This window comes from Streptococcus suis S735 (assembly GCF_000294495.1).
Lineage (GTDB): Bacteria > Bacillota > Bacilli > Lactobacillales > Streptococcaceae > Streptococcus > Streptococcus suis.
Genome location: NC_018526.1, coordinates 1,061,702 through 1,076,219, shown reverse-complemented (window position 1 = coordinate 1,076,219; position 14,518 = coordinate 1,061,702). Strand labels below are relative to the sequence as shown.

The following is a 14,518-nucleotide window of genomic DNA, read 5'->3' as shown; positions in this document are numbered from 1 at the left end:
TGTTTAATTTAACTGTTTCGTTAAATTGAACCCGCTCGGAAGGCTCGGAAAAAAGATAAACTGCCTAGGAAATCAAGATTTCCTGTCAGTTTCCTATTTTTCAGTCGCCTTCTAATCGGGCTTGGTATCTTAGTTTATGAAAAATTTATCTTCTGCTCAAATTCGTCAAATGTGGTTGGATTTCTGGAAATCAAAGGGTCACTCTGTTGAGCCTTCAGCAAATCTTGTCCCTGTAAACGATCCCACTCTTTTGTGGATCAACTCTGGTGTGGCAACCCTCAAGAAATACTTTGATGGCTCTGTCATTCCAGATAACCCACGGATTACAAATGCCCAAAAATCAATCCGTACCAACGACATCGAGAACGTTGGTAAGACAGCCCGCCACCACACCATGTTTGAAATGCTTGGTAACTTCTCTATTGGTGATTATTTCCGTGATGAAGCGATTGAATGGGGCTTTGAGCTCTTGACAAGCCCAGAATGGTTTGCTTTTCCAAAAGACAAGCTCTACATGACTTACTATCCTGATGATATGGATTCATACAATCGTTGGATTGCCCTTGGTGTTGAGCCAAGCCACTTGATTCCGCTTGAAGATAACTTCTGGGAAATCGGTGCAGGTCCTTCTGGTCCAGATACGGAGATTTTCTTTGACCGTGGTACTGACTTTGACCCTGAAAACATTGGTATCCGTCTCTTGGAAGAAGATATTGAAAATGACCGTTACATTGAGATTTGGAATATCGTATTGTCCCAGTTCAACGCAGACCCAGCTGTTCCTCGCTCTGAGTACAAGGAATTGCCAAACAAAAACATCGATACGGGCGCAGGTTTGGAGCGTTTAGCAGCTATTTTCCAAGGGGCTAAGACCAACTTTGAAACGGATCTCTTCTTGCCAATCATTCGTGAAGTAGAAAAGATTTCTGGTAAGACCTATGACCAAGATGGCGACAACATGAGCTTCAAGGTTATTGCAGACCACATCCGTGCCCTTTCTTTTGCTATTGGTGACGGTGCCCTTCCTGGAAATGAAGGTCGTGGTTATGTCCTTCGTCGTCTCCTTCGTCGTGCTTCTATGCATGGTCAACGTTTGGGCATTACAGAGCCATTCTTGTACAAATTGGTGGAGACAGTTGGTAATATCATGGAAAGTTACTATCCAGAAGTACTTGAAAAACGTGCCTTCATTGAGAAGATTGTTAAGAGTGAAGAAGAGTCATTTGCTCGTACTATCCATACAGGTTCACAATTTGCTGAGCAATTGATGGATAAATTGGCAGCAGAAGGTAAGTCTGAGATTGATGGTCGTGACATTTTCAAACTCTATGATACCTATGGTTTCCAAGTAGAATTGACAGAAGAATTGGCTGAGCACCGTGGTATGACCCTTGACATTGCTGGTTTTGAAGCGGCTATGAAAGAGCAACAAGACCGTGCCCGTGCTTCAGTTGTCAAAGGTGGTTCAATGGGGATGCAAAATGAAACCCTGGCTGCTATCACAGAAGAGTCGACCTTTGTTTATGGCCAAACAGCTCTTGAAGCAAGCTTATCTGTCATTGTGGCTGATAATGCGCGTACAGAAGCAGTCTCAGAAGGTCAAGCCCTCCTTGTCTTTGACCAAACACCATTCTATGCAGAAATGGGTGGTCAGGTTGCAGACCATGGTTTTGTGAAAAATGCTACTGGAGACATTGTTGCGACTGTCATCGATGTGCAGAAAGCACCAAATGGTCAGCCATTACACACAGTTGAGCTGTCCGCAAGCATTTCAGTTGGTCAAACCTACACACTTGAAATCGAAACAAAACGCCGTAAGGGTGTTGAGAAGAACCACACAGCAACTCACTTGCTCCATGCAGCTCTTCACAATATTATCGGCGAGCATGCAACACAGGCTGGTTCCTTGAACGAGCAAGACTTCCTCCGCTTTGACTTTACGCACTTTGAGGCAGTTACTGCGGAAGAACTTCGTCGTATTGAAGAAGAAGTCAATGAGCAAATTTGGAATGCCATTCCAGTTGTAACGGTTGAAACCGATATTGACACAGCTAAGGAAATGGGTGCTATGGCCCTCTTCGGTGAAAAATACGGTAAAGAAGTCCGTGTGGTGACAATTGGTGACTATTCTGTCGAACTCTGTGGTGGTACCCACGTTGGCAACACCGCTGAAATCGGTATCTTCAAGATTTTGAAAGAAGAAGGTATCGGTTCAGGTACTCGCCGTATCATTGCGGTAACAGGTCGTGAAGCCTTCCTTGCCTATCGTGACCAAGAAGATGCCCTCAAAGAAGTAGCGGCAACCATCAAGTCACCACAAATCAAGGAAGTGCCAAACAAGGTTGAAAGTCTTGCACAACAAGTTCGTGACCTACAAAAAGAAAATGCAGCTCTGAAAGAAAAAGCAGCGGCAGCCGCTGCTGGTGATGTCTTCAAAAATGTCAAAGATGCTAACGGCATTCGCTACATTGCCAGCCAAGTCCAAGTTTCAGATGCAGGTGCCCTCCGTACCTTCGCTGACAACTGGAAGCAGAAAGACTACTCAGATGTCTTGGTGCTGGTTGCGGCCATCGGCGACAAGGTCAATGTCCTTGTGGCAAGCAAGTCAAGCGATGTTCATGCAGGTAACCTCATCAAAGTCCTTGCGCCAATCGTAGCAGGTCGTGGTGGTGGTAAGCCAGATATGGCCATGGCAGGTGGTAGCGATGCCTCTGCAATCCAAACCCTCTTGAACAGCGTAGCTGATAATCTATAATCGCTCAATAAACTCTTTTATCCATTGGGTAGAAGAGTTTTTTGCATGTTATTCTAGTCATTTTGACGAACTTCATAAACTTTTTGACAAAAATTATTATTTTTTTGACAATGATAGTTGTCAAAAAGAAAAGTAAGTGTTACAATGATATTGAGATAAAGATGAAAACGAATCCATCTGGTAAATAAACAGAAAGTAGGAACTATATATGAAAAAGATAAACAATAGTGACATGGCAGGTTTTGTACAACTTATCGCGATCATCTATCTAGTTTTTGTCCTACTAGCTGACATTATGAAGTGGCAGCAGTTGGATCAGACTCATGTGACTCTTGCAATTTGTGCCATCGCAGTGACAACTGGAAGCTTGAAGAAACTAGGTGGCAGAAAAGAGTCAAAGGTAAAGTAGTAAAATTAGTCGAGTAGTAGGTGGTGGAAAATTATGAAAACCAGTAGCAATAAAAAAGGAATTTTGATTACAGGAACAAGTGTTGTGCGAGGTTTGGAAGTTATAATTGCTCTATTTTTGATATATGCTTTCGTTCAAATTCTTGGATTTGGTCAGCCTATAGATATGGTGCCACTCTTGATGATGGTGAGTTCCCTATTCATTTTGAAAACCACTCTCGGCAGAGAAAAGGAAAAGAAGAATGAACAAGACAGTTAAAAACGGAGTGAAAGTAGTCCTACTATTTTTCGTACTCTTCTTGATAAATATTTTGGTGTTTAAAGTTTTATCTTTGTTAGGTTTTGAGATGAGTTTGACTGAGAGAAGTTATCTATTTCCTCCATTGCTGGCGACATTGGTGACAGCTCTGCTATTTTACAAAATGAAATCTAAAGAGAAGAGAAATGGAAGCTAAAAAGAAATTATATGAAGTTAATATCATGGAAAATAAGAAATTTGTGTGGGGATTGAATATTCTTGCTGTGGTACTCATCTTTCCATTTGCCTTCGTATTTGGAATGATAGTCAGTTGGTTGATAGCTAACGGTTCGCAATACTCGGAGCTATCCGTGTCGGAGGTATGGTTGCTTATCCCACTCTATATTCTGTTAATAGTTGTGCATGAGGCTATCCACGGCATCTTCTTCAAGGTTTTTTGTCCTGAAAATCCTGTCAAATACGGGTTTAAATGGAAATCGGGCATGGCCTATGCTACCAGTCCAGGTTCCCTCTACAATCGGATGCAAATGCTGGTGATTTCCCTAGCACCCTTTGTTGTGATTAGTTTGGTCTTGACTATGGTAGCAGGTTTTGGGATGATGAATATTACTCTTTACTTCATGCTGGCAACCATGCACGCTGCCTCTTGTGCAGGTGATTTCTACTATACCTATCTCTTATTGGTCAAGTTTGCCAAGGGAAATATAGCTGTCGAAGACACAGAAACAGGCTTGATTATCTACCAAGCCTAGAAAGGAAAATTTATGGAATATGTCTTAAAAAATCGGCTCAAGGAATTGCGAGCCAGAGATGGTCTCAATCAGACAGAGCTAGCAAAGTTGGCAGAAGTATCACGGCAGACTATTAGCTTGATTGAACGAGGAGAATACACACCCTCGGTGGTCATTGCTATGCGGATTGCACAAATTTTTAATGAAAATGTGGAGAATGTCTTTCAATTAGTGGAGGTAGAAGAATGAAACAGGGGAAACAAATTTCGACGAAACAAAGATGGATGAGATATTCAGCGTATATGCTGATTTCAGCAATTTTGGGTGGCTTTATCGGTTTCTTTGGAATATTAATCTTTAAATTCAGCCTACCTTCTTATCTCAATTTAGATAATTTTCTAATTTGTTTGAGGATTATTACATTTTTAATTTTAGCTGGAACCGTATATTTTGGTGTTAAAGCTAATCAAAATTATAAACTTTATCATTCCATTTCAGATGAGGATGAGGAACATGTTGATGAACTATATAAGAAAATGTATCGTAACCTAGAGTACGCGACCATTTCATTCAATGTTGCTGTATCATTGACATTGTTAAATTTGGTTCTAGGATTTGGTGTTACCTTCTTCGAAGACGGGGCGATCATGTACGGGTCAATTTTTGATGTAGTTTTCTATGTCATTCTTCTCATTTCTCAGATTTTTATCATGAAATTAACTCAGAAAATTCGTGACTATAAGTTATCCGCTTTTGCTACGGTAAAAGAAATGAAGGATTTTGCTGAGGCGATGGACGAAGGTGAGAAACAAGCAAACTACGAAATGAGTTTCCAAATCGTCTTCACTTTGAATCAAATCGTGTTACCAGGTTTGTATCTATTCCTATTTGTACTTAGCATGCTATTGCAGGAACGACAAATTACGGCATTTCTAGTTGTGGCGTTTTTGCACATTTATATCAATGTGATGCAGGTTCGCATGATCCGTCGGTATTTTAAATAAGGAAAGGTTTTGGTAGTGATTATGAAAGAGAATAAAAAGTTTATATCGGTTCTAAAAATTGTTTACTTCGTGGGGTTAATCGGTCTCGGTCTGTACGCAGTTGGCTATATTTTCGGAGAATGGCTGGCTACTGGGCAGATTGATTTGTCTAATCTGAATATCCTCTTGCCGATGGTTTTGGGCTTGCCAGCTCTGCTATTGTTCAAAAAAGAAAGTGATAAGAATTGATTTAGTGTATGTGAAGGAGATTGCTATGAATAGACTTGGAAATGTCAAAGATTGGAATGTGGTTAAAAATTGGAAGTTTCTCTTAGTGGGACTGGCAGTCGTTGCACTGAATGTATTGACCCAGTTGGCCATGTTTGCCCTACCAAATTTTGACGGTAATAATCTACTGATTGCTGCAGTTCTTTTATTGTTAGCCGTGGTGCTTGGTCTTATCTTGACTGGTAAATTAGGTCTATGGAAAGGTGAGCAGAAATGGGGGATGGTTGCGAATGTTGGGTTTGTAGTCCTCGCTTTTATCGTTATGTTTGGTCTGAAAATAATTGGTGGGCAATTGATTATGTTGGAAGAGGGATATGGTCAAACGACTGCCAATCAGGAAATCATCAACAATTCAGGCTTACCAACCTTAGTTTTGTTTCTCTTTGCAGTTTTCTTTGCTCCAGTTTTGGAGGAACTGCTTTTCAGAGGGATTCTTATGGGGAGAGTATTTGGTAAGGATTCGATTGTGGGATTATTGCTATCAAGTTTTTTGTTTGGACTTATTCACAATCCGACCAATATCGGATCTTGGGTTGTCTACGGAGGTATGGGCCTGGTCCTGGGACTCGCCTATCGTATTTCTGGCAAATATACCAATGCACTTATTCTACACAGTCTGAATAATCTTCTTGGATTTTTGTTGATGCTACTGATGCAGAGTCTGGGCTTGATATAGGAGGATACGATGAAACTATTTTTATGGATTCTAGTAGGATTTCTATTTTTCAATTCTCTATCAGATAGGAAAAAAGTGAAGCAGTTGCAAGCTAGGGTAAAAAAGTTGCAGAAAACTACAAAAGGAGAAAATCAGATGTCCGTTTTATTGAAAGAATTGATCGGAAGTAAAGCCAAAATCCGCTTTGATGAGGAATTTTCTATTGCTTATGAATACACTATTTTGGCAGTTGATGAGGAATGGGTTAAAATTTCTCGTGAATTAGCGAATGGGGAGATTGAAACCAAGTTGGTACGGGTCGATAATATTATTGACTTGAGCTTTTAGGGAGGGATTATGTTAAAATTTATCAAACACGTCGCATTACTATTTCTATACTTTGTTGCCTATCAAATTGCTTCAGGTTTTCTGATGGTAGGACCAACTTTACAAAGCATACCAGACATACCTGCCCAGTTGATTGACAGTACAATTTGGATTTGTGCGATAATTGGTCTTGTTCTCTCCATTGCGCTCATTATTCTGTTATGGAAGTATATCTATCCACGTCATTCTGTTGACTATCGTGTGACAGCTTCATGGTTCCATAAGATTCAATGGCCGATATTGCTCTATATTGCATTTTTTATCATCCAATTTATAGTACCAGTCCCAGAAAGTGAAAATCAAAAGCTTGTGATCGAATTCGTATCAGCTTATCCCTTGATTGCATTTAGCTCAGTAGTGATCTTTGCTCCAATTTTAGAAGAATTGATTTTCCGTGGATTTTTTGCGACCTATTTCTTCCCTAAAATGGCAGATATGAAGGCTGTTGGAATCTATCTATTTGTAACGGGGGCTTTATTTAGTCTGGTCCATATGCCAGCAACTCTTCCCCAATTTTTGATTTATTTCACGATGGGACTCAATCTTGGTTGGCTCTATTTAATTAGACGAGATATTCGTTATCCGATTGCGCTACATATGTTAAATAATGGAATTTCCTATTTGATGATTCTATTTTTGGTATAGACAATATGTAAAGACCCCCAGTTGAGAATTCGTGGATTTACCTGTACACTAGAATAAAAAACAATCAACTTCTAACAGGAATTACCACACTCAATTGGAGGTCTTATATGTTTCATTTTACCACACTTTTCATCGGAATGGATGTTCACAAAGAAAGTTTTTCACTCTGCTATTATGATATGATGGCGAATCAATTCAAACATAGCACTAAAGTTGGTCCAAATGTTAGCTATATTGTGAACTATGTGAATGAGCTTCGTCGTTTATATGGTCAAGATGTAGAAGTGTTATGTGGCTACGAAGCCGGATGTCTTGGATTTACCCTATATCACCAGCTACAAGCTCACGGGATTCCCTGTATCGTGATGGCGCCTACAACGGTGATGAAGGAAGGATCTAAGCGTGTTAAGACTGATAAAAAAGATGCAGCTCAGCTCACAAAAGCTCTGGCCTTTCATAGCTATCGGCCTGTTCATATTTCTACTGTTGAGGATGAACAAGTCAAAGAATATATCTGCATGAGAACAGACCACAAAGTGGCTCTGAAGAAAATCAAACAACAAATTCTTGCCTTCTGTCTCCGACATGATTTTCGCTATACCGAGGGAAGCAGTAATTGGACACAGAAACATGTCCGCTGGCTCTGTCCCCTAAATATTGATGGACTTTACGCAGAGATTTTGACAGAATATCTATTGACCTATGAGAAATTAGTAGATCAAATAGAACGGTATGATGCGCGAATTGAGCAACTGGGTCAAAGCGACAGTTATCAAGAGAAGGTCTCTCAGCTTTTTTGCTTTATTGGCATTAAAACACTAACCGCTCTTTCCATTGTGACGGAAATCGGTGGTTTTAACCGCTTTGCGACAGCTCAACATTTTGCTTCTTATCTTGGGCTAACTCCTAGCGAAAATTCTAGCGGCGACAGGGAGAGAAGAGGTGCTATCACCAAAACTGGGAATAGCCATGTGAGACGACTTCTGATAGAAGCTGCACAATCATTGGCTAAGGGGACGATTGGGTATAAATCCAAAGAATTGAAAAGGAGACAAAGTGGAAACCGAGTGGAGGTGATTGCTTATGCGGATAAGGCTAATGAACGCTTAAGAAGACGTTATCGCACACTTGTTCTAGGAAAAAATAAGAAACAAAATGTTGCTAAAACAGCTATTGCACGGGAATTATCTGGTTTTATTTGGGGGATGATGACAGGAAGAATAGCTTGAAGTTAGCACTTGTTTTCATGTACACTTTTGACAATTAAGTTTTATCATCGCAGAGCGATGAGGAATCCCTATTTCTATCCCAAATCACTGGGTGAATTTGGACAGAAATAAGGATTGAAATAATGTTTGAATGGAGAGTATCTTGAAGGAGTTTAGGACTTCAAGGTTTGAGTCATCTACGAAACAACTAAGTGACACAATTGTGATCCACGCTTATAGAGAGTAGGACTCGCGGCAGAACCATTGACCTGTGGGTAACCAATCCACGAATATTAGAGTGGCCAATGCCCGAAGCTAAAAACTAGGCTCTTTCTAGATACTTTTCATTTTTTATCAGTTCGATTGTTTTTACTTGACAAAGGGCTTTACATATCAGTCTTTTAGTTTGCTTTTAGTACTCGCTTCAAAGGTTCGGGGAACCTTTGAAGGCTGGAGATAGGGCGAAGCAAGTTCTCCTCAATAGCTACAGGTTGCTAGAACAGCCTAAAAGCTGTTCTAGGTTGGAAATAAGGAAACGACGTTTCCTCGCTCGTCGAAGTAATCAAAGATAAACTGATATGACTATATAAAATGAATTACAGAATATATGATTGAGATAGATGGTACCTTGTTGCACGTTGCAATAGGGTATTTTTTATTTAGAGTAGTAAACACAGGGTAAAAATGTTAATGTTTGAGTTCCTATTAACATCTCGGCGGAGTAGTTGAGTTTTCGAATATTCTGGAGATTGTTTGAGGTGGGAAATTGGTAGTGAGGGAGTCAGTCGTATCACTTCCCGCTCCCATTTTGTATGGTTTACTTTCGTGAATGTAGTATAGCCAATTTTGGATAATATATGAATAATGATATGTAAAATGTTTACTAATGATTGATAAAATCGAAGAAGAAAATCATACTTGTGTTAAGTATATTTTATTGCTTGGGGAATGAAGATACTCGAATTTTATAAGATTATATCAAGATTCGTTTTGAAAGTATTTAAAATAAATGATAAAAACCGTTGACAAAACCGGTTTACTATATTACAATACAATTTGTAAACGCTTTACAAATTAAAATACAAGGGAGTTACGAATATGAATCAGCAATTTTCATTGGATCAATTTTCTCTAAAGGGAAAAATTGCTTTGGTAACAGGGGCGTCGTATGGGATTGGCTTTGCGATTGCATCGGCCTATGCAAAAGCAGGGGCGACAATTGTTTTTAATGATATTAATCAAGAGTTGGTTGATAGAGGAATGGCAGCCTATAAGGCAGCTGGTATTAATGCGCATGGCTATGTTTGCGATGTGACTGATGAAGATGGAATACAGGCTATGGTTGCTCAAATTGAATCAGAAGTTGGAATTATTGATATTCTAGTGAATAATGCTGGTATTATTCGTAGGGTTCCAATGATTGAAATGACAGCGGCTCAATTTCGCCAAGTTATTGATATTGACCTAAATGCTCCGTTTATTGTTTCTAAAGCGGTTATTCCATCTATGATTAAAAAGGGGCATGGGAAGATTATCAATATTTGTTCCATGATGAGTGAGTTAGGACGAGAAACAGTGTCTGCTTATGCAGCGGCTAAGGGTGGGCTTAAGATGTTGACGAAGAATATTGCTTCGGAATACGGTGAAGCAAATATACAATGTAACGGCATTGGTCCTGGGTATATTGCAACTCCACAAACAGCTCCGTTACGTGAACTCCAGAAGGATGGTTCTCGTCATCCATTTGATCAATTTATTATCGCGAAGACCCCTGCAGCTCGTTGGGGTGAAGCTGAGGATTTGATGGGTCCAGCAGTCTTTTTAGCAAGTGATGCTAGTAATTTTGTGAATGGGCACATTCTTTATGTTGATGGAGGAATTCTCGCTTACATTGGTAAACAGCCGGAAGCGTAATAAACGAATTAACAAATTTAACAAATTTTGATATAAGAAGGGAAAAAACGATGAAAATTGCACTTATTAATGAAAATAGTCAGGCTGCTAAAAATAGTCTTATTTTTGAAACATTGAAGTCAGTAACAGATGCTAAAGGGTATCATGTTTTTAACTATGGAATGTATGGTAAAGAGGGAGAAAGTCAGTTGACTTATGTACAAAATGGTCTGTTGGCTTCAATCCTTCTAGTTAGTAAGGCAGCGGATTTTGTTATTACAGGTTGTGGCACGGGGGTAGGTGCCATGTTGGCGGCTAATAGTTTTCCAGGGGTAGTTTGTGGCTTCGCGGTAGATCCGACGGATGCATACCTCTTTTCACAGATAAATGGAGGAAATGCTTTGTCTCTGCCATTTGCAAAGGGATTCGGTTGGGGAGCTGAATTAAATCTCAAATTACTTTTTGAGCGACTGTTTGCAGAGGAAATGGGGGGCGGATATCCCCGTGAACGCGTTATTCCAGAACAACGAAATGCTCGTATTTTGAATGAAATGAAAGCAGTCACCTATAAAGACTTACTGACAGTACTTCAGGAAATTGATCAAGATTTTTTGAAAGAAACTATTTCAGGTGAACATTTCCAAGAATATTTCTTTGCCAACTGTCAGGACGAGTCAATTGCAACATATTTAAAAACAGTATTAGAAAGTTAAAGAGTGGGGGGCGGTTATGAAGAAGGTATTACTGATTGGTGAACCTTTAATTCGCATTACACCAACAAATTATCAAGAATTGACAGATGGTGTAGAAAGTCGTGTGTTTTTTGGAGGTTCAGAAATCAATGTCGCTTGTAATCTTCAAGGATTTGGATGTGAAACCAAGCTTTTGACCGCACTACCACAAGGCTCTCTAGGTGATAGATTTTTAGATTTCTTAGATGGGAAAGGGATTGATACTTCCAGTGTTCAACGTAAGGGGGAACGTGTGGGGGTATACTACATGGAAGCAGGATTTGGTTGCCGTTCTAGTCAAGTCTACTATGATCGTGGCCAGTCTAGTTTGGAAGCTATTCAAGTCGATCATTTTGATATGGAACAATTATTTTTAGAGGTTGGGTTGGTTCACTTTAGTGGTATCACCGTGGCTATTGGTTCAGCTGTTAGGGCATGGCTTGTTCAAGTATTAAAAGAAGCAAAGCGTCGTAAAATTCCGATTTCGATGGATCTTAATTGGCGTTCTAAGATGATTGGATTAAGAGATGCAAAAAAAGTGTTCTCGCAATTTGCGACCTATGCAGACTATTGTTTTGGTCTGGAACCTATTATGGCTAATGAAAAAGATTGGGAATTATTTGAAAGAGATACGGCTACTGTCCATACAATAAGAGAACGGATGCAAACTTTAAAGGAAGCCTATAAGTTCCAAGCAATTTTCCATACGATTAGGCAGACAGATGAACTAGGCAGAAATTTGTATAAGGCTTACGGATTGGCTGATGAATTTTGTTGCTCTCAAGAATTGAAAACTCAGGTGTTACAACGTGTTGGCAGTGGTGATGCGTTTGTTGCTGGGGCATTATATAAATTGTTAGAGGGGACGTCGTTAAAGGCTATTTTAGATTTTGCAGTTGCTAGTGGAACTTATAAATGTAGCATAGAAGGGGATCACATGCGGCAATCTCTTAGAAAAGTTGAGTCTTTATTAGAGGGGAAAAATGACATTATACGATAAAGGAGAAAAAATGAGTCCATCACAAATTATTTCAAAATTGAAGGAGCAAGGGCTTGTTGTAGTCGTTAGAGGAGATGACAAAGAAGTCGGATTTAAGACGGCACAGGCCTGTATTGCAGGAGGAATTACAGCTATAGAGGTTGCTTATACAAATCCTGACGCGAATATGATTATTACAGAACTTAGTCGATGCCATAAAGATGATGTTTCTGTTTTAATTGGGGCTGGAACGGTTCTAGATTCAGTAACGGCACGGCAAGCCATTATGGCAGGAGCAAGTTATATTGTTTCACCATCTTTTAATATAGAAGTTGCAAAAATCTGTCATCTTTATGCAGTGCCATATCTTCCGGGCTGTATGACTTTAACGGAGATTACAAATGCTTTGGAAGCAGGCTGTGAAATGGTTAAACTGTTTCCTGGTAGTGTTTTGGGGGCAAACTACATTACTGCAATCAAAGGACCATTACCGCATGTTTCAATCATGGTAACCGGTGGAGTAAAGCTTAATAATGTTTCAGAATGGTTTAACGCTGGTGCAACTGTTCTTGGTATCGGTGGGGAATTTAATCAATTAGCTACTAAAGGAGAGTTCGGTACAATTCAAGAATTAGCGTCCTCTTATACAAGTGTTAGAGATAAGATGAAGTAGTTTATTTCAAAATAAGGACTGTATTTTTAACGTTTTCACTTTCTCCTGCCTCCAACGGGGTTGAATGTGGGAGAAAGTGAGATGTTACAGGGGAAATTTTGAACGGAAACATGGAGATATTTGGTACTCCTGTTTATGAAAAGAGGGAGCTGGAGAATATTTTTTAAATAAAAGTCCAACGAAATATAAAACGCTTACATTTTTTTATAAAATCTATTGACAAGTGGTTGTCAATAGTCTACAATACAAAGTGTAGGTAAACCGGTAAAGTTAAAAGGAGAGAATTATGATTAAAGTGATTGTCGTTGCTCATGGACAGTTTGCTAGTGGGATTCTTACTTCACTAAAGTTAATTGCAGGAGAGGTGGAGAATATTGAGGCAATTGATTTTAGTGAAGGAATGTCGGCGCAAGAACTAAAAGCACGCATCAAATCAGCTATATTAGGCGAAAGAGAAGTTTTGATTTTAACTGATTTACTAGGAGGTACGCCTTTTAAAGTTAGTGTAGAATTAGCAACAGAACAGAAAGAGCAGAATGTTGTCGTTCTTTCAGGTTTAAATCTTGCGATGATTTTGGAAGCGAATTTTTCACGGTTAACAGATGATTTAGAACAATTGGTTGGTAAATTGATTACCACCTCTAAAGATGGAATCGTTGATTCGGTCAGTCTGTTAGCAGAGGATAACCATGATGAAGAGTTATTTGAAGATGGTATATGAGGGAGAAATGCATGATTAAGGATGTTTTGATTGAGTCAATTGCTAAAAAAAGAGAGTTTAGAAATTCCACTCTATTGAGTAAGAAAGAAGTTGTGGCTGCAATAGAATTGGCGATTCAACAACTTGTTATCAATTGTGAATATTTTGGTGAATCGTTCCCGACTCCGGCCACATTTGATAACCATTATCCAAAGATGGATAATACAGAGTGGACAAATGGTTTTTGGACGGGCGCGCTTTGGTTAGGACATGAGTATTCTTTGAACAATGAAATGAAAGCGTTAGCAAAAAAGAATACGACATCTTTCTTGGAACGTGTCAAACAAAGAATTGAATTAGATCATCATGATTTGGGATTTCTGTATTCACCATCAACGGTAGCTGATTATAAATTGACAGGTAGTAAAGAGGCTTTAGAGGCTTCGCTCTTGGCTGCTGATAAATTAATGGAGCGCTATCAAGAAAAGGGAGGTTTTATTCAGGCCTGGGGGCAACTTGGTAAAGCAGAAGATTATCGGTTGATTATTGATTGTTTGCTGAATTTACAATTACTTTTCTTTGCTTATGAGGAGACAGGTGAGCAGAAATATTATGATGTAGCTCTTAGTCATTTCTACGCTTCTGTTAATACAGTTATTCGAGATGATGCTTCAACATTTCATACCTATTACTTTGACCCTGAAACAGGAAAACCGCTCAAAGGGGTTACCCGACAAGGATTTAGTGATGACTCTTCCTGGGCGCGTGGTCAATCTTGGGGTATTTACGGTATTCCGTTAGCTTACCGTAAAATTAAAGATCCCGCATGTTTAAATTTGTTTAAAGGAGTAACCAACTACTTTCTTAATCGTTTGCCAGAGGATAACGTTTCCTATTGGGATTTAATTTTTAATGATGGTAGTGGGCACGCTCGTGATTCTTCTGCGACAGCAATAGCGGTTTGTGGTATTCACGAGATGCTTAAATATTTGCCAGAAGTTGATGAGGACAAGGAAACTTATAAATATGCTATGCACACGATGCTACGGTCCTTGATTGATAACTATGCTAATCGTGAGTTAGCTCCAGGTCGTCCATTGCTTTTACATGGGGTCTACTCTTGGCATTCAGGAAAAGGTGTCAATGAAGGAAATACTTGGGGCGATTATTATTACTTAGAAGCTTTGCTTCGTTTTTATAAAGATTGGGAATTATATTGGTAG

The 14,518-nt window shown here is 39.4% G+C and carries 17 protein-coding genes; all 17 read left to right on the top strand.

The annotated features are described in order from the left end of the window. The first annotated feature begins 136 nt into the window (after positions 1-136). Positions 137-2,755 (top strand): alanine--tRNA ligase, encoded by a 2,619-nt coding sequence (gene alaS / locus YYK_RS05345; protein WP_012027193.1) that lies wholly within the window; start codon positions 137-139, stop codon positions 2,753-2,755. A 208-nt stretch (positions 2,756-2,963) separates the two neighbouring features. Next, positions 2,964-3,164: a hypothetical protein gene (locus tag YYK_RS05340; RefSeq protein WP_012775189.1), complete on the top strand. Its 201-nt coding sequence runs from the start codon at positions 2,964-2,966 to the stop codon at positions 3,162-3,164. A gap of 33 nt (positions 3,165-3,197) precedes the next feature. Continuing rightward, positions 3,198-3,422: a hypothetical protein gene (locus YYK_RS05335; RefSeq protein ID WP_012775188.1), complete on the top strand. Its 225-nt coding sequence runs from the start codon at positions 3,198-3,200 to the stop codon at positions 3,420-3,422. Positions 3,423-3,607: 185 nt separating this feature from the next. Next, positions 3,608-4,174: a DUF3267 domain-containing protein gene (locus YYK_RS05325; protein ID WP_012028280.1), complete on the top strand. Its 567-nt coding sequence runs from the start codon at positions 3,608-3,610 to the stop codon at positions 4,172-4,174. 12 nt (positions 4,175-4,186) lie between these two features. Continuing rightward, the gene (locus YYK_RS05320; RefSeq protein WP_012028279.1) at positions 4,187-4,402 is read left to right on the top strand and encodes a helix-turn-helix transcriptional regulator; all 216 of its coding nucleotides are present in this window, start codon (positions 4,187-4,189) and stop codon (positions 4,400-4,402) included. Continuing rightward, a complete protein-coding gene (locus YYK_RS05315; RefSeq protein WP_014917255.1) occupies positions 4,399-5,157 on the top strand; it encodes a DUF3169 family protein in 759 nt (252 codons plus the stop codon). The genes YYK_RS05320 and YYK_RS05315 overlap by 4 nt, the downstream gene beginning before the upstream one ends. 21 nt (positions 5,158-5,178) lie before the next feature. Next, positions 5,179-5,385 carry a hypothetical protein gene (locus tag YYK_RS05310; RefSeq protein WP_009910094.1) on the top strand — a complete coding sequence of 69 codons (207 nt, stop codon included), beginning with the start codon at positions 5,179-5,181 and terminating at the stop codon, positions 5,383-5,385. A gap of 25 nt (positions 5,386-5,410) precedes the next feature. Then, complete coding sequence (locus YYK_RS05305; RefSeq protein WP_012775187.1) at positions 5,411-6,100, top strand: CPBP family intramembrane glutamic endopeptidase; 690 nt, start codon at positions 5,411-5,413, stop codon at positions 6,098-6,100. Between the two features lie 9 nt (positions 6,101-6,109). Further along, positions 6,110-6,427, top strand: coding sequence for a hypothetical protein (locus YYK_RS05300; RefSeq protein WP_012028275.1), 318 nt, complete (start codon positions 6,110-6,112; stop codon positions 6,425-6,427). A 9-nt stretch (positions 6,428-6,436) separates the two neighbouring features. After that, entirely contained in the window at positions 6,437-7,111 is a 675-nt protein-coding gene (locus tag YYK_RS05295; RefSeq protein WP_012775574.1) for a CPBP family intramembrane glutamic endopeptidase, read from the top strand. A gap of 107 nt (positions 7,112-7,218) precedes the next feature. Further along, a complete protein-coding gene (locus YYK_RS05290) occupies positions 7,219-8,340 on the top strand; it encodes an IS110 family RNA-guided transposase (RefSeq protein WP_012775575.1) in 1,122 nt (373 codons plus the stop codon). A gap of 1,077 nt (positions 8,341-9,417) precedes the next feature. Continuing rightward, positions 9,418-10,233 (top strand): gluconate 5-dehydrogenase, encoded by an 816-nt coding sequence (locus YYK_RS05285; protein WP_012027182.1) that lies wholly within the window; start codon positions 9,418-9,420, stop codon positions 10,231-10,233. Positions 10,234-10,283: 50 nt separating this feature from the next. Further along, on the top strand, positions 10,284-10,925 hold the full coding sequence (locus YYK_RS05280) for an RpiB/LacA/LacB family sugar-phosphate isomerase (RefSeq protein WP_012028272.1): 642 nt from the start codon (positions 10,284-10,286) through the stop codon (positions 10,923-10,925). Positions 10,926-10,941: 16 nt separating this feature from the next. Further along, the gene (locus YYK_RS05275) at positions 10,942-11,943 is read left to right on the top strand and encodes a sugar kinase (protein ID WP_012775576.1); all 1,002 of its coding nucleotides are present in this window, start codon (positions 10,942-10,944) and stop codon (positions 11,941-11,943) included. A 10-nt stretch (positions 11,944-11,953) separates the two neighbouring features. Next, entirely contained in the window at positions 11,954-12,595 is a 642-nt protein-coding gene (locus tag YYK_RS05270; protein ID WP_012775185.1) for a bifunctional 4-hydroxy-2-oxoglutarate aldolase/2-dehydro-3-deoxy-phosphogluconate aldolase, read from the top strand. Positions 12,596-12,881: 286 nt separating this feature from the next. Then, positions 12,882-13,316 carry a PTS sugar transporter subunit IIA gene (locus tag YYK_RS05265; protein WP_012027178.1) on the top strand — a complete coding sequence of 145 codons (435 nt, stop codon included), beginning with the start codon at positions 12,882-12,884 and terminating at the stop codon, positions 13,314-13,316. A gap of 11 nt (positions 13,317-13,327) precedes the next feature. Beyond that, positions 13,328-14,518: a glycoside hydrolase family 88 protein gene (locus YYK_RS05260; protein ID WP_012775184.1), complete on the top strand. Its 1,191-nt coding sequence runs from the start codon at positions 13,328-13,330 to the stop codon at positions 14,516-14,518.